The sequence below is a fragment of the Flavobacterium sp. KBS0721 genome (assembly GCF_002007065.3).
Lineage (GTDB): Bacteria > Bacteroidota > Bacteroidia > Flavobacteriales > Flavobacteriaceae > Flavobacterium > Flavobacterium piscis.
Map to the genome: position 1 here is coordinate 3,899,855 of NZ_CP042170.1, position 14,834 is coordinate 3,914,688.

A 14,834-nucleotide genomic window follows, 5' to 3' on the forward strand; every position below is an offset into this window, starting at 1 on the left:
TTGAAGAGTGTTTTGAATCTTTTTGCGGTAGAAACATAGATTCAGTACACATTTACAATTTATTCGGACAAAATGTTTTGAATAAAAACATAAGTAATACAAAAGGAACTATTGATATATCAGGCATTGCATCAGGAACTTAATATTGTAAAGGTGCAGTCTGAAAAAACGTAAAGACCATTAAAGTGGTTAAATAGTAATCTGGCTTGAAAAAGCCTTTTAAAGTAAATTATGAAAGTAAAAGGATTAAGATGGTGGATCATTACCTTGATTGGTATTGCAACAATCATCAATTACATCGACCGTTCTGCATTATCGATTATGTGGCCGGCTATAAGTAAGGATTTGCAAATGGATGAAAAAGATTATGCTTTTGTCCTCAATTGCTTCATGGTCGCTTATGCAGTGGGACAATCTTTGTCGGGTAAGCTTTTTGACAAAATTGGTACGCGTCTTGGCTTTGTAATTGCCATCGGAGTTTGGTCGCTTTCTTCGTTATTTCATTTTGCTGTAAAAGGTGTAATGTCATTAACATTAGTAAGAGTGACACTCGGAATTTCTGAAGCCGGAAACTGGCCAGGCGCCGTAAAAAGCAATTCGGAATGGTTTCCTTTAAAAGAAAGAGCAATTGCACAAGGAATTTTTAATGCAGGAGCTTCTATTGGAAATGTAATTGCGCCACTTTTCATCGCTTATATGTTTGCTGGTTATGGATGGAAAACAACCTTTGTTGTTATTGGTGCTATGGGATTAATCTGGATTATACCATGGTTAATTGTGTATAAAAAACTTCCAAAAGACCATCCCTGGATTACCGAAGAAGAGAGAAGATTAATCTTAGACGGAAAAGCAGCAACATCAACAGCAGAAGAAGATGTAGTAAAAGGTAAATCAATATCAGAGATATTGTCTTTTAAAGAAAGTTGGGGCGTCATTGCCTGTCGCTTTTTTATGGAACCAATATGGTGGCTTTTTGTGGGTTGGATGCCCTTATATCTTCAAAAAACGTATGGTTTTGATGTAAAGCAAATAGGTCTTTTTGCATGGGTTCCTTATGTTGGAGCAGCAATAGGAAGTTTAGCAGGAGGATGGTGTTCCGGAATGATTATAGCCAAAACACAATCAGTTGATAAAGGCAGAAAAATTGCCATTATTATTGGCGGAGTCATTATGTTTTTAGGATTATTGGCCACCATATTTTACGGAGACACACCACTGAAATTCGTGGTAATTGTTTCTTTCGTATTGTTTGGATTTCAGTTTGCCATTGGAAATATTCAAACATTGCCAAGCGATTTGATGGATAAAAAATCAGTAGGAACATTAGCAGGTTTAGGCGGTTCAATTGGAGTTGTTTCGGTCATTTTAATGAATTTTATGATTCCTGTAATCACTCAGGCATCATACACTCCTGCATTTATTATCATCGCCGCATTTGTGCCGCTCGGAGTTTTTTCAGTCTTCGCATTAATCAAGAAAATAGAGCCAGTAAAATAGTTAAAATTTAAATCAACATTATAAATAGAATCAAAATGAAATTAAAAGGAAAAACAGCCGTAGTAACAGGGGGAGCAAGAGATATTGGAAGAGAAGTGGCTATCAAATTAGCTAAAGAAGGTGCCAATGTTGTTGTAAATTATTTTCTAAATCAAGAAGACGGGGACACAACTTTGAAATTAATAGAAGAAGCCGGCGGAAAGGCAATCATCGTACAAGGTGATATGACAAAACAGGAAGATATCGATAACCTGGTAAGCGAATCTAAAAAAGCTTTTGGTGAAGAAGTACACGTTTTAGTAAACGTTGCCGGAGGACTCATCGCTCGTAAAACGATTGAAGAAATGGATGTAGATTTCTTTGACGTAATGATTAACGTGAACTTCAAATCTGTTTTCCTGGTAACAAAAGCATTCAAGCCATTGATGAAATCAGGTGCTTCAATCATCAACTTTGCTTCTCAGGCGGGTCGTGATGGTGGTGGCCCGGGTGCTGCATTATATGCTTCTGCAAAAGGTGCTGTGATGACTTATACTAGAGGTTTGGCAAAAGAATTTGGTCCGCAGGGAATCCGTGTAAATGCGCTTTGCCCAGGGATGATTGCAACCGCTTTTCACGATACTTTTACAAAACCTGAAGTTCGTACAAACGTGGCAAACGGAACACCTTTGAGAAGAGAAGGAAAAGCATCCGAAGTAGCTGATTTAGTAGCTTATCTGGCTTCTGATGAATCTTCTTTCCTGACAGGGAATAACATTGATATCAACGGTGGTTTGGCATTTAGTTAATAATTTTCAATAAAAATAAATGAAAAAAGTAGTCACTTTTGGTGAAATACTAGCAAGGTTGACACCTCCGGGATTTAAAAAAACATCCCAGACCAATCAGCTTGAAATTTATTATGGAGGGACCGAGATTAATGTTTCGGTTTCCCTTTCCATTTTAGGTTGCAATGCTGTTCACGTTAGCCGGGTTTCAGATGATTTTTTAGGCAAAGCTGCTATCTGCAATCTAAAAAGTAATGGAATCGATACTTCTTTTGTGCAAAAAGGCGAAGAACCTTTGGGTTTATATTTTGTAGAATCAGGAGCTGTTGTTCGTTCTGGAGTCATTGCTTACAACCGGGAACATTCGGCTTTCCGGGCTTTAAAACCAGATTCAGTTCCGTGGGCCACAATCTTAAAAGATGCCGATTGGTTTCACTGGACAGGAATTACGCCTGCTCATTGTGAAAATAATTTTTTGGCTTTAAAAGAAGGTTTGGTGCTTGCCAAAGAAATGGGAGTAACCGTTTCCTGTGATCCTGCATACCGCGCCGGACTTTGGAAATATGGGAGAAAAGCTGAAGAAGCCTTAAAAGAATTAGTAGCGCTTTCAGATGTTTTTATCGGAGGAAGTGAACAATTCAATGAACTTTTAGGTACTGATTTTTCGCTTTCTGATGAAGACTTCAAAGAGGGAAGCAAGGCATTGATGGCACAATTTCCTAAATTGAAAAAGGTTTATGACAAGACAAGAACCGGAAAGAATGCATCCTGGCACAAAATCGAATCCCGAATGTGGAATGGCAAAGAGATGTTTTCTTGCGAACCGATTGAAATAACCCACATCGTGGACCGGATAGGGACAGGAGATGCTTTTGCAGCCGGAGCGATTTTTGGAGAACTGCATAATTTTTCTGAAAAAGATTCAGTGGCTTTTGCCAATGCAGCTTGTGCCATAAAACATACGATCGAAGGTGACGCCAACCTGGCCGACTTTAACGAAATAAACCAAATTGCGGAAGGAAATACTTCCGGTAGATTAATACGATAAACAATGGCAGGATTTTCAAAATTACAGGTTTTAAATGCGATAAATGAAAACGGAATAGTTCCTGTTTTTTACCATCACGAAGTGAATGTCTGCAAAGAAATTCTGAAAGCGGTCTATGAAGGAGGCATTCGAATTTTCGAATTTACAAACAGGGGAGACAATGCACACAAGGTTTTTGAAGAATTGGTGATTTTCGCCAAGGAAACATTGCCGGATTTAATCCTGGGAATCGGTTCGGTAATTGACGCTGGCACTGCTTCGTTATATATTCAGAGTGGTGCCAATTTTATAGTTGCACCAATTGTCAACCCAGAAGTTGCTTCAACATGTAATCGAAGGAAAATTCCCTGGATGCCGGGCTGTGGTTCTTTGACGGAAATTAATTATGCTGAAAGTCTTGGTGCCGATATCGTAAAGATTTTTCCGGCACAGCAGGTGGGTGGCCCAGAATTTATCAAAGCGGTAAAAGGTCCGTGTCCGTGGTCAAACATTATGCCTACAGGCGGTGTACAACCTGAAGAGGAAAATCTAAAAGAGTGGTTTTCTGCCGGGGCACATTGCGTTGGTTTAGGTTCTCAGCTTTTTGTGAAAAATATGGAAGGCCATTTTGATTTAGAAGAAATTAAGAGGGCAGCAAAATTATCTGTTGAAGCGTTTAAAAAATATAAAAAGTAGGCTAAGTCAAACATTTAGCTTTGCGAAACTTTACAAAAAAACTTAAATGCACATTAAAAATAAGATTTCGCAAAGAAAAAAAAATAATCCGGAAACATGAAAATAGTACATCTCTCAATCTTCTTACTAGCCCAAATTTCTTTGGCTCAAGTTACATTATCTGCAGATGGTCCAGGAAATACCTATGAATTAATTAATAGCGTTTTTGCTCCTGGTTATGACGTTACGGAAACCCCGGATTGTGTTCATACTAATTTTGGTCGCCACATAGAAGAAGTTTGGGACGCACAATTGAAAAAGTACGTTTTCAAATTTCACATTCACGTTACGCCGGATAACGACCGATGCATCAAGTTTGACAGACAGCGTAACGAAATCAAGACCTACAATCAATCGGCAGATAATTTGATTGGAACGTATGGAGAAACAGTGATTTACAAATGGAAATTTAAGCTGGATGCAGGTTTTCAGCCATCGAATAAATTCACGCATATTCATCAGATAAAAGCCTATGGAGGTCCGCACGAAAGTATTCCGGTACTTTCATTGATTACAAGAGGAGGAAGCAATCAAAAACTGCAGGTAATGCATTCTGATAGTTTGGTAGCAAACGAAGTAGCGAGTGCAAGTTTGTCTTCTTTTAAAGGAAACTGGGTCGAAGTTACCGAAACAATTACCTATGGAGAGAATGGAAAATATGCTGTTTTAATTAAGAAAATCAGCGACAATTCTACATTGATAAATTACTCCAATAATAATATCAGAACGTGGCGCGACAATGCAGAGGGAATCCGTCCAAAATGGGGAATTTACAGAAGCCTTTTAAGTCAGGAGCAATTACGCGATGAAGAAGTATTGTTTGCAGATTTCTCTATACAAGAAATTGTAAGTTCATCACTTTCGACTTTAAATATCCAAAAAGAAGGATCTTTTCTATTTCCAAATCCGGTAAAAGACACGCTGAATTTTAATCAGCAGAGGCAATTCGAATATATCATAATTGTGGATGTTCAAGGCAAAAAAGTTTACGAAAGAAAAGATGTAAATGTAAGTTCAATTGATGTTTCCCAACTGGAAGAAGGGACTTATATATTAAAATTCAAAACCGATAAAAAGTCATTTACGGAAAAATTTATAAAGAAATAACATGTCCGTTTTTCATGTGATACGATTTTAAATACAATTCAAACAGAAATTCAATTCTAATAGATTTAAATCATAGAAAAATATTCTTTTTCATTACTACTTTTATCTATTCGATTAAATCGATTACCTGTTTACCAAAATCTGAAAAATTGTCTTTTTCTTCCTTATGACTCTGATGGCTGATCATTCTAACGGCAACAATATTATTTATGGGATCAACAATAATGTAATTACCTAAATATCCATCGGCACGATAGGTTACCTTGCCGCTAAATTCTCTTTTGCGAAGACGTAATCCCGATGTTAGATTCTTATTAATATCTTGATAAGGATTCTCGCCAAAAACCGATTGGAGTTTTGTCAAATACTCATCATTAGAATGGTAAACACCTTTCATTTTAATAGCCTTTTTGATGAATTCCTTTGATGCATTACCTTTTTTTAATTCGGTGATAATTTGCTCATCCACAATTGAGGTTGTATTTTCATAATCCAGCCACCATAACATTCCGTAGCCTTGATACTGAGTACATGGTTTTACAACTTCATTGATATGTTCTTCAGAAATAATCTGATTATTATTGTATTTTCCTTTGTTGGCTACTAACAGTCCCAATTTAATCATATCCTTCGGCTTAATTTGGCATCCGGACATAACGTGGGGATTTCCTTTCTGATCCAGAGTCCAGCTGTAATCTGTAATCTGCAGATTTTTAAAAAGTCTTTCGCCTATGTACTCATCCATGCGTTTGCCAGTTATTTTTTGTATTACGCCGGCCATGAGATTTAAAGATTTATTATTGTATTGCCAAACCTCTCCCGGTTTTTTTGAAAGTTCGGCGGCAAGGGCCAATTGTACAAAATCTGCGCTAGGGTAAATTTCTACCGATGCATTGGGATTGTTTTGCATACCTGAGGTCATATTCACCAAATGCCGTATGGTAACGAACTGTTTTTGACCTTGCATCCATTCAGGGTAATATTTGGCTATTGGAGTATCCAGATTTTCAATCAGTTGATCAGTAAGCATACAAGCGACTGCTAATCCTACTATACTTTTAGTACAGGACATACTTTCAATTTTTGTGTCTGGCTGTCCAATTCCGAAGTATTTTTCAGCAACCAGTTCATTGTCTTTATAAATGATGACAGCTTCTGAGTGTGTTTCATCAGCCTTAGTTAAAAGTGATTCAAGTTTACTTTTGTTGATATTTTGTCCATAAGTATGACCTACCAGCATTCCCAAGAATACTATTAAAGCTTTTTTGCGCATTTTTTTTTATTTAATTAAAACTCCACTTATTTGATTGAATTATAATTTTATTCAATTCAGAATTGGTTTATAAACATCTCAAATATTTCATTTGCAAAGAAACCAAATGGTTCGCTTTTGAAATTGTAAAAATGGAAACACCATTAAATAAAAAGCCACACGTTTTCTTTTTGTGTATCTACATTTTTAAAGAAAAATTTTGGATTGTTATGGGTCAAGTCCTGGAAATCTTTAATGAAATGCGATTGATTATAAAATAAGTTATTACACGATAATTCGGTTAAGTTTTTTACTTTGTTTTTTTCAATAATTGATCTTCGGAATCGATGTATTTTTCGATATTCAGAGGGAGGTTTTCCAACATTTTTTTGAAATATTTTGTTGAGATACTGTCTCGAAATTTTATACTTGTTGGCCAGTTCACTGATTTTGGCATCCGTTTCTATATCACGGATCAATTCCTGAACCTGTGAAACATCCTTTTCTCTGAACTTCGATAACCAGTAAAGCTCTAGTGTTTCAATCTGTTTTTGCCTGTCGCTGATATTGAAAATTTTCTCCATTTCCGTTTTAAAATCAGTATAGGGATCGAATTCAATTTTCTTTGTATGATCTTTGGAATAAATAACATCTACATTATCGATAAAAAAATTCAAACCCAGCGGCTTAAAATATAGGGTAATCTCATTGATTGGTTTCAGATATGATATTTCGATTGGAGTATTATATCGGTAAACTATATTAGAAAAAATATTATTTTCTTTTGAAGGCGTAATTATAATCATCCCGTCTTTCTGTTGCAATGAAATATTCTGCGCAATAGTAACAATGACATAATTATTAGGGAATGTACGATAAATTAAAGGATCAGATTTCGAATCTTCCACAAAAAAATAAAATCCTTCGATATACTTTTTCAGCAGCGTATTTTTTGGTCTGTAAAATTCTAAATTCATTTTAATATTAACTTTATAGATCACTCGAAAGAGCATTATGAAACAATAAAAAATAATATTAAACTTTTTGTCTCAAAAAACAAAAAGTTTAACATATACCTAAGAAACATGCTAACTTTTCTTTCTCGTGAGGACTTAATTTGCTTATTTTACATTTTTATTTTTGGAAGAATTTGCAAATTATCCCGTAATTCCAATAAACCTCTCAGAAAAATAATGCCGCATCTTCTGACGTTATAGCAGATAATAAATAGTATTTAAATTTATATGATTGAAATGAGTAATGACTTTAAAGCTATTCGTGAACTTGTACTGCATTATATTGATATCGATGACATCGAATGGGAGCACTGCAAATCGATGTTTAGTTTAAGGCGTATTAAGAAAAAAGAAATCATTCTTCGTAAAGGAGAGGTCTGCCGCGGCATCTATTTTGTGGTAAAGGGTTTATTGAGGATTTACTTTATTGATCAGAATGATGAAGAAAAAACATTCCATTTTTCATTAGAAAATACATTTGCTACAGATTACCAAAGTTTTTTAAAAGTGACCGCCGCAGATTTTCACATTCAGGCACTTGAAAATACAACAGTGATAATGATTAATTATGAAATGCTGCAGCTGCTTTATACTAATCTTCGACATGGGGAAAAGTTAGGAAGGGTTATTGCGGAGGATTATTTTTTTTTAATGAACGATAAAATCAAGGCATTTTACACTCAGACTCCCTTGCAGCGCTACAACAATATGAACGCTTCATTTCCAAAAATACTTACCCGCGTTCCCCAGCATTATATTGCCTCCTACCTAAATATCAGCCCGGTTCATTTAAGCCGTCTCAAGCGTGGGGTAGAGTGAATTGATGCAAAACGTAAACAAATGTTATTGTTCTTTTTCTTTTTGAAACTTAATTTTGCACGCAAATAATAACGAATATTCAGCGATTTATCACTTGCAGACTCTTGATGTCTGGTAGTTTGCAATGTTTTTTTTGAAAAAGCTCTGGAGGTAATATAATATGAAATGTTAATAGGCGATAAGATTAAAAGTATCAGGGAGTTAAAAAATTATACACAGGAATACATAGCGGACCAGCTTGGAATAACTCAGGCCGGTTACAGTAAAATTGAAAAAGGTAAAACAAGCCTGAGTTTGGAGAAATTGGAACAGCTGGCTGTAATTCTGGAACTTCCCTTAGAGAATATAATTAACTTTGAGATTCAAGGGTATTTTAATCAAAACCATAATGACCAAAAAGTTAACGCTCTATACAGCCAGAACAGATTTGAATTAGTCGCAAAGCTGTACGAGGATAAGATTGTACTTTTGGAAAAACTTCTTGGAAAAACAGACCAGGAGCTTCAGTTTTATAAAGAGAAATGTGCACTGATGTAACATTGTAATTTATTACTTACTGGTAAACATTTCATTGGATTCTTCTGATGTAATTTCAATAAATCTTTCGTAGTGTTTAAGAACATCACTTATGAGTTCATTTTTAGTAAAGTACTGAACGTCATATCCTGCTCTTGTATCGCCAAAATAAGTTTTGGGATAATAAGTTTCACTGTCCTGCAGTTCCGGAAGGTTTTGTTCTTCGACCAGATATTCTGATATTGTTTTCGCCTGCAGCTTAACTCCGTAAATAAAATTATGTACCACATTATGCGAAATTTCCATTTCCATACCAAAAGGATTCGTTGCTGACTTAATGGTTACATAAATTCCTCGCAATGCAAATTCAGTCTGCAATTCGGTAAATGCCTGCTGTACTTTGGTATGAATAAACTCTTCAACAGACGACTTGTCTTTAAAAGAAACAATCTGTCGCAGCCGCTCTTTCCATAATTTCCCTGACCAGGGTACTGTTGAAACAGAAAAACTACGCTGGTAATATCTGTAATCTATTACCAATCCTTTCATCAAAGCGGCGGCTATAAAAAGCATAATAACAGCAAAGGGCAGGGCAGTTATAAGGGTCATCGTCTGAAGTGCTTTTAATCCTCCCGCCTTTAAAAGCAAAAGCGCAAGAGCGGCAAGCATTACACCCCAAAAAATTTTCTGCCATGTTGGCGAGACTTGGGAATTTTTTGTTGCAATACTGTCCATTACCAAAATCCCTGAATCAGCGGAGGTCATAAAAAATATAATGACTATCACAATTACAAGCGCCTTAGAGATTAGTGGGAAAGGTAAATATTCTAAAAAGCTGAACATTAATGCTTCTGGATTATTTGCAAGACTGCTTAGTTCTCCTCCGGCCATATGAAAATCTGTCCAGATGGCACCATTGCCAAAAACAGACATCCAGATCAAATTAAACAGTGTTGGTAACAAAAGCACGGCTGCTATAAATGATCTGATGGTACGTCCCTTTGATATGCGTGCTATAAACAAACCTACAAAAGGAGCCCATGAAATCCACCAGGCCCAATATAAAATAGTCCAGTTGTAGAACCAGGGAAGGGATTTTTCATCATACACATGAGTATTGAAAGAGATCGTAAAAAAGCTGCTGATATAATTTCCAAGTCCATCTGTAAAGCTTCCAATTATATAAACAGTTGGACCGGCGAAAAGCACAAAAAGCATTAAAATTATAGCGGCCGATACATTAATATTACTTAAAATTTTAATGCCTTTACTTACTCCTGAGATGGCTGAAAAAATGGACAGTGTCACCAGTACTGCGACGATACACACCTGAGAGGTGAAATTAGAGCCCAATACAATATTTAATCCCTTAAGGCCTGAGTTGATCTGGACTACTCCAAAACCAAGCGTGGTTGTGATCCCAAAGAAAGTGCTGCATAGCGCAAAGACATCGATGGCATTTCCCCATCCACCGTTAATTTTTTCCTTTAAGAGCGGATAAAGACAGCTTCGAAGAGACAAAGGCAAACGATAACGATAGGAAAAATAAGCCAAAGAAAGACCTACCAGACCATAAATGGCCCAAGCGTGAATGCCCCAGTGAAAAAAAGTATATAATTGTGCATTTTTGGCCTGATTGATATAATGATCACCGGTAAAAGCTTCATCAGCATAGTGCGACATGGGTTCTGCTACAGCAAAATACATCAGTCCAATTCCCATTCCGGCTGCAAAAAGCATGGAGATCCAGGAAAAGAAAGAATGCTCCGGTGTGCTGTCGTTATTTCCTAATTTTATATTTCCGTACTTACTGAACATAAGATAGACCAGAAATAGTACAAATATTGTTACAGACCATACGTATACCCAGTTCAGGTTTACAAAAATGAAATTTTTAACATGGTTAAGAACGTTTTCGGTTGGTTCAGGAAATAGTACCGTAAAAGCGCAAATGCCAAGAATAAATAGCAGTCCGGGTATTGTAACGCCCTTATCAAAGGTGGTATTTTTTTTACTCTTTTCCATAGTAAGTAGTGTTTATTGCAAATTACGACTAAATTGCGTCAATTTATTTTTTTTTGAAATTTTCTGCGGGGTTGGCTCCAAAAGAGTTAATTAGGTGGAACAGGCTGCACTAGAAAAATAAAGTATTATAGTATCTTTATGACATAAATGCATTCCTGCGGTATTTGTTTATTCAGCTAAGCCACAGAATTGGATTTATATGGCGGGCAGCATTTTAGGACAATCATTATATCAAAAATTACGGAAGGATAAGGTTTTATAAACTTTTATCTTAATTTTTAATCCAGCTTTCTATACATTTATACATCGAAAAGAAATCACTGGAAATTATCAGCATTTTTAAATACTTTTGCACAAATTATTAACCTTATCTTTGGATGAGGAATGGAGAAAAAAACTTTTAAAAAAAATTATATATGCCATACAAGAATATACTTCTAATTGATGATGACAGCGACGACACCCTTTTTTTCGTTGAGGCTCTCAGTGCGGTAGACAAACCAATCAATTGCCGCACTATACTTAATCCTGCCAGGGCTTGGGAAGAGCTGCAGGTTTTGGAAGAACTGCCAGATATTATATTCTTAGATTATAATATGCCGCTTTTAACCGGACTGGAATTTATAAAGCGCATGCAGGGGGTAGAGCGTTTAAAGAATGTTGAGGTGATTGTACTCTCTACACCTTCTGAGCAGGTAATGGCGCCGTGGCTGGAGACTAACAATACTGCAGTGAAATACATATCCAAACCTGACAGTATAGAAGAGCTTACAGCCATACTGCAGGAATTGCTATGATGTAGTGTTGTAATAAATTTATCTGAATACCACTTGATGACGGTTTATACTGTACTTAATTGAATCTTATTGCTTAGAAATAATTATAATTTAAGGATTATAAAATCTTAAAAATACAATGTTCAAACATCAGGGAAACAGAAGAAATACAAGGCACAATCTTAAAATTGCCTCTTTATTATCGTTTGTGGCAGGACTGGTAAATGTAGCAGGATTTTTGGCAGTTCAAAAATTAACAACCAACGTTACAGGGCACTTTGCTTTTTTTGTAGATGAGATTTTTAAGTTTAATTTCAAACAGGGATTTATTTACTTTTTCTATATCTTCTTCTTTTTCCTGGGATCTTTTTTTTCAGGTTTACTTGTTGAGTTTCTGTTGCGAAAAAATGAAAAATACAGTTATGTAATTCCAACAGCAATAGAAAGTATAATCTTGTTGGGGATTGCTGTCTTTGGAGAGTATTTAATTATAAAGAATTCTGAAGTTATAGCCTATACCTTATTATTTGCAATGGGTTTACAGAATTCTTTGGTAACAAAAATATCTAATGCCACTGTAAGAACAACACACCTGACAGGGCTTTTTACAGATTTGGGAATCGAATTATCCCAACTGTTTTTTTATCATGAGGATTCCTTTAGAAAAAAGCTGTTTGTATCAATAAACCTACGAATGACCATTATCAGTTTTTTCTTTATAGGCGGTATTACGGGTGGTATTTTTTATTCTAATTTGGGATTGCATGTTTTATTAATAGGAGTTATGGCTTTGCTTTTAGGTCTCTTATATGACAGGATCCGGTTTAATGCTTTTTTGTTGCAAAGGAAGTACAGAAGGCATGCAACGAGCAGTACCAAAATGGATCAAGCTGAAGGTTCGAAAAGAACTTGATACAAGACAGCAGTCAATATTATTGAATCAAAAGGGAGACTGATCTTAAAGGACTACACGGAGATCATTCTAAAAATATCGTGTTTGCTTATATTGGAACACTTAAGGATTCTGACGCTCACATTTAATAAATCCATCTCATTTTAAATCCGGAAAAAATCACGAAACCATTTCTCTTACCAAAATTGAACTGCCGGTTGCTAAAAAATTACAAAGAGTATTTATTAGTCTTTATAATTTCGTACCTAAAGCAATACATTTCATACCTAATTGCCCATTTGATAACGAATTGCGGTGATTTTGAATTTATTTTGTCTCATAAATCTAAATTAAATAATTTATGAAAAAGCTATGGTTTAGGAGATTCCTATATGGTACAATAATACTGTTTGCCCTTTTGATCGGTGCGTTTATTTGGGCAGATAATGAATTAAATAAAGTTTTAGGAAAGTCAACTAATGTCATAAATATTTCTTCAATAGTTAAGCCATCCACAATAACTATAATCAAAAATGTTAATGTGCTTGCAGAAGATTGCAGCTATTTTATAAAAAATCAAGATGTGACAATTAAAGATGGGATGATAATTCAATTAGGAGAAAATAAAATACTCGATAGTACAGCTGCTGTTATTGATGGTAAAAATAAATTCCTTATTCCAGGGCTTATAGATAGTCATGTGCATTTAAAAGAAAGTAAAAACGATTTGTTCTTATATTTAATTAATGGTGTTACCTATGTGAGGGAAATGGCGGGAAGTCCTGTCATTTTAGAATGGAGAAAAGCAATACAAAAAACGGGTTTAGGACCCAGGATGTTTATTGCATCTCCGCCCCTATTTAGCGAGAGCGGATTAACAGGGTATTATTATAGCTGGACACGGCATTCCATCAATTATTCGACTAAAAATGATGCTGAAAAAGCAATATCAAAAATAAGCGAACAAGGCTATGATGCGGTTAAAATGTACGGTTTTGTGAATCCAGATATGTTTAAGGCAACAATAGAAAGTGCTAAAAAGCATAATATTCCGGTAATTGGTCACATCCCATTAGTGAATTTAGAAACTTTTTATCACTCAGGTCAAGTTGAGGTTGCTCATATTGAAGAATTAACTGTAAAAACTATTGATGACTTCGGAAAATCAATTTCTAAAAATCCAGAAGAATATCTCAAATTTTTAAAAGTTAATTCAATGCATATTGCAAAAAAAATGAAAGAGAATAATATTAGTGTTACTTCAACTGTTTGGTTATGTGAAAGTTTTCCCGGACAAAGATTTGATTTAAAATCCAAGCTTAAAGAAACAGCACTAAAATATGTTAACCCTAAAATTATTGAGGGAACAATGCTCTATAAATTGGGATGGCTGCCCGGTACAAATGGTTATGAATATGATGGGAAAGAGGACCAGAGTGCCAAAAAATTATCACAAACCTTTTGGAATACTTATGTTCAGGCAATTCATATCATGACAAGAGCATTAGTGGATAATAAAGTGGTAATTATGGCCGGAACCGATAGCAATGTAGCAACTGTTGTTCCCGGTTTTTCGCTTCATAATGAATTAGAATCTTTATCTAAAGCTGGAATGACCAATGCAAAAGTGCTATACTCGACAACTGTTGCGCCCAGCACTTGGATGAAAAGTAATACCGGAAAAATAAAAACAGGCTATAGATCTGACTTAGTGTTATTGACAAAAAATCCGTTAGAAGATATTAAAAACACAAAGACTATTGAATATGTATTTTTTAATAAATATAAGATCAATAAAAGCCAAATTGAAACTATTTTAAAAGCTATAGAAGATGCTAATAATGAAAACAGAAGTATAAAAATAAAGGAATACTTGTGATTTAGAAAAAATAATTCCTAATCGTCATATTCTCGAATTTTAAGAAGATTTGAAATTATGGAGAGTGTACATGATTAATGGAATTTCTTAGGTTTAATAGATTAATACCACAGCAAAAAAAGCCTCCGCAGTGTAATCATTGCGGAGGCTTTCTGTTTAGTTAATACTTCGGTAAGATGACATCTTTAATCCTCGTCATCTTCATCTGCTTCTGACTCGTCTAAAGTTCTTCTGTCTGCATCGTCATGATCCAGTTCAGTTGGCTGATGGTCGGCCGATCTTTCGTCGTCATAATGCTGGTTGACTGCCGGATCCGTGTGCTCCATGGTTTCCGAGTGGATGGATTCTTCCCCCATGTGATACATGCTATCGTCGTGATTGTACGTATCATAGTTTTTTTGTGGTATCATAATGTTTTAATTTAAAAGGTTTGTAATTACTGTAAAACCATCCTTGTCTTTCTCGCTTATTAAAGCCTTACTCAAGGAAGAATAGTAAAATTAAAAATTAGGGGATGGACCTAATT

The 14,834-nt window shown here is 35.4% G+C and carries 14 protein-coding genes; 10 read left to right on the forward strand and 4 right to left on the reverse strand.

All coding sequences use genetic code 11. From position 1 onward, the window contains the following. Nucleotides 1-231: 231 nt before the first annotated feature. The 5 genes from B0M43_RS16740 to B0M43_RS16760 all read left to right on the forward strand — a co-directional run bounded on the left by B0M43_RS16740 (nucleotide 232) and on the right by B0M43_RS16760 (nucleotide 5,133). A complete protein-coding gene (locus B0M43_RS16740; protein WP_078007220.1) occupies nucleotides 232-1,497 on the forward strand; it encodes an MFS transporter in 1,266 nt (421 codons plus the stop codon). A gap of 35 nt (nucleotides 1,498-1,532) precedes the next feature. Further along, entirely contained in the window at nucleotides 1,533-2,285 is a 753-nt protein-coding gene (locus B0M43_RS16745) for an SDR family NAD(P)-dependent oxidoreductase (RefSeq protein ID WP_065449985.1), read from the forward strand. Nucleotides 2,286-2,304: 19 nt separating this feature from the next. Next, on the forward strand, nucleotides 2,305-3,312 hold the full coding sequence (locus tag B0M43_RS16750; protein WP_078007219.1) for a sugar kinase: 1,008 nt from the start codon (nucleotides 2,305-2,307) through the stop codon (nucleotides 3,310-3,312). Between the two features lie 3 nt (nucleotides 3,313-3,315). After that, nucleotides 3,316-3,987 (forward strand): bifunctional 4-hydroxy-2-oxoglutarate aldolase/2-dehydro-3-deoxy-phosphogluconate aldolase, encoded by a 672-nt coding sequence (locus tag B0M43_RS16755; RefSeq protein ID WP_078007218.1) that lies wholly within the window; start codon nucleotides 3,316-3,318, stop codon nucleotides 3,985-3,987. Nucleotides 3,988-4,083: 96 nt separating this feature from the next. Beyond that, complete coding sequence (locus tag B0M43_RS16760; RefSeq protein ID WP_078007217.1) at nucleotides 4,084-5,133, forward strand: T9SS type A sorting domain-containing protein; 1,050 nt, start codon at nucleotides 4,084-4,086, stop codon at nucleotides 5,131-5,133. 106 nt (nucleotides 5,134-5,239) lie between these two features. On the opposite strand, the gene B0M43_RS16765 is transcribed toward B0M43_RS16760, so the two are convergent. Then, complete coding sequence (locus B0M43_RS16765; protein ID WP_078007216.1) at nucleotides 5,240-6,406, reverse strand: serine hydrolase; 1,167 nt, start codon at nucleotides 6,404-6,406, stop codon at nucleotides 5,240-5,242. A 143-nt stretch (nucleotides 6,407-6,549) separates the two neighbouring features. Then, nucleotides 6,550-7,362, reverse strand: coding sequence for an AraC family transcriptional regulator (locus tag B0M43_RS16770; RefSeq protein ID WP_168199953.1), 813 nt, complete (start codon nucleotides 7,360-7,362; stop codon nucleotides 6,550-6,552). A gap of 267 nt (nucleotides 7,363-7,629) precedes the next feature. Between B0M43_RS16770 and B0M43_RS16775 the strand changes: the two genes are divergently transcribed. Together B0M43_RS16775 and B0M43_RS16780 are read left to right on the forward strand one after the other, a co-directional pair. After that, nucleotides 7,630-8,220, forward strand: a complete 591-nt coding sequence (locus B0M43_RS16775; RefSeq protein ID WP_078007214.1) for a Crp/Fnr family transcriptional regulator — start codon at nucleotides 7,630-7,632, stop codon at nucleotides 8,218-8,220. A 165-nt stretch (nucleotides 8,221-8,385) separates the two neighbouring features. Next, on the forward strand, nucleotides 8,386-8,757 hold the full coding sequence (locus B0M43_RS16780; RefSeq protein ID WP_078007213.1) for a helix-turn-helix domain-containing protein: 372 nt from the start codon (nucleotides 8,386-8,388) through the stop codon (nucleotides 8,755-8,757). A gap of 12 nt (nucleotides 8,758-8,769) precedes the next feature. On the opposite strand, the gene B0M43_RS16785 is transcribed toward B0M43_RS16780, so the two are convergent. Continuing rightward, nucleotides 8,770-10,761, reverse strand: coding sequence for a BCCT family transporter (locus B0M43_RS16785; RefSeq protein WP_078007212.1), 1,992 nt, complete (start codon nucleotides 10,759-10,761; stop codon nucleotides 8,770-8,772). Nucleotides 10,762-11,177: 416 nt separating this feature from the next. Between B0M43_RS16785 and B0M43_RS16790 the strand changes: the two genes are divergently transcribed. From B0M43_RS16790 to B0M43_RS16805, 3 genes are all read left to right on the forward strand, one after another. Continuing rightward, the gene (locus tag B0M43_RS16790; protein ID WP_078007211.1) at nucleotides 11,178-11,558 is read left to right on the forward strand and encodes a response regulator; all 381 of its coding nucleotides are present in this window, start codon (nucleotides 11,178-11,180) and stop codon (nucleotides 11,556-11,558) included. Between the two features lie 118 nt (nucleotides 11,559-11,676). Beyond that, a complete protein-coding gene (locus tag B0M43_RS16795; RefSeq protein WP_078007210.1) occupies nucleotides 11,677-12,450 on the forward strand; it encodes a YoaK family protein in 774 nt (257 codons plus the stop codon). 340 nt (nucleotides 12,451-12,790) lie between these two features. Then, complete coding sequence (locus B0M43_RS16805) at nucleotides 12,791-14,308, forward strand: amidohydrolase family protein (protein WP_078007209.1); 1,518 nt, start codon at nucleotides 12,791-12,793, stop codon at nucleotides 14,306-14,308. A gap of 185 nt (nucleotides 14,309-14,493) precedes the next feature. On the opposite strand, the gene B0M43_RS24485 is transcribed toward B0M43_RS16805, so the two are convergent. Then, on the reverse strand, nucleotides 14,494-14,634 hold the full coding sequence (locus B0M43_RS24485) for a hypothetical protein (RefSeq protein WP_158596331.1): 141 nt from the start codon (nucleotides 14,632-14,634) through the stop codon (nucleotides 14,494-14,496). Nucleotides 14,635-14,834 lie beyond the last annotated feature (200 nt).

Bases quoted from the DNA above. Each gene is read 5' to 3' on its own strand.
- B0M43_RS16740 (WP_078007220.1), top strand. From the start codon at position 232: ATGAAAGTAAAAGGATTAAGATGGTGGATCATTACCTTGATTGGTATT.
- B0M43_RS16745 (WP_065449985.1), top strand. From the start codon at position 1,533: ATGAAATTAAAAGGAAAAACAGCCGTAGTAACAGGGGGAGCAAGAGAT.
- B0M43_RS16750 (WP_078007219.1), top strand. From the start codon at position 2,305: ATGAAAAAAGTAGTCACTTTTGGTGAAATACTAGCAAGGTTGACACCT.
- B0M43_RS16755 (WP_078007218.1), top strand. From the start codon at position 3,316: ATGGCAGGATTTTCAAAATTACAGGTTTTAAATGCGATAAATGAAAAC.
- B0M43_RS16760 (WP_078007217.1), top strand. From the start codon at position 4,084: ATGAAAATAGTACATCTCTCAATCTTCTTACTAGCCCAAATTTCTTTG.
- B0M43_RS16765 (WP_078007216.1), bottom strand. From the start codon at position 6,406: ATGCGCAAAAAAGCTTTAATAGTATTCTTGGGAATGCTGGTAGGTCAT.
- B0M43_RS16770 (WP_168199953.1), bottom strand. From the start codon at position 7,362: ATGAATTTAGAATTTTACAGACCAAAAAATACGCTGCTGAAAAAGTAT.
- B0M43_RS16775 (WP_078007214.1), top strand. From the start codon at position 7,630: ATGATTGAAATGAGTAATGACTTTAAAGCTATTCGTGAACTTGTACTG.
- B0M43_RS16780 (WP_078007213.1), top strand. From the start codon at position 8,386: ATGTTAATAGGCGATAAGATTAAAAGTATCAGGGAGTTAAAAAATTAT.
- B0M43_RS16785 (WP_078007212.1), bottom strand. From the start codon at position 10,761: ATGGAAAAGAGTAAAAAAAATACCACCTTTGATAAGGGCGTTACAATA.
- B0M43_RS16790 (WP_078007211.1), top strand. From the start codon at position 11,178: ATGCCATACAAGAATATACTTCTAATTGATGATGACAGCGACGACACC.
- B0M43_RS16795 (WP_078007210.1), top strand. From the start codon at position 11,677: ATGTTCAAACATCAGGGAAACAGAAGAAATACAAGGCACAATCTTAAA.
- B0M43_RS16805 (WP_078007209.1), top strand. From the start codon at position 12,791: ATGAAAAAGCTATGGTTTAGGAGATTCCTATATGGTACAATAATACTG.
- B0M43_RS24485 (WP_158596331.1), bottom strand. From the start codon at position 14,634: ATGGAGCACACGGATCCGGCAGTCAACCAGCATTATGACGACGAAAGA.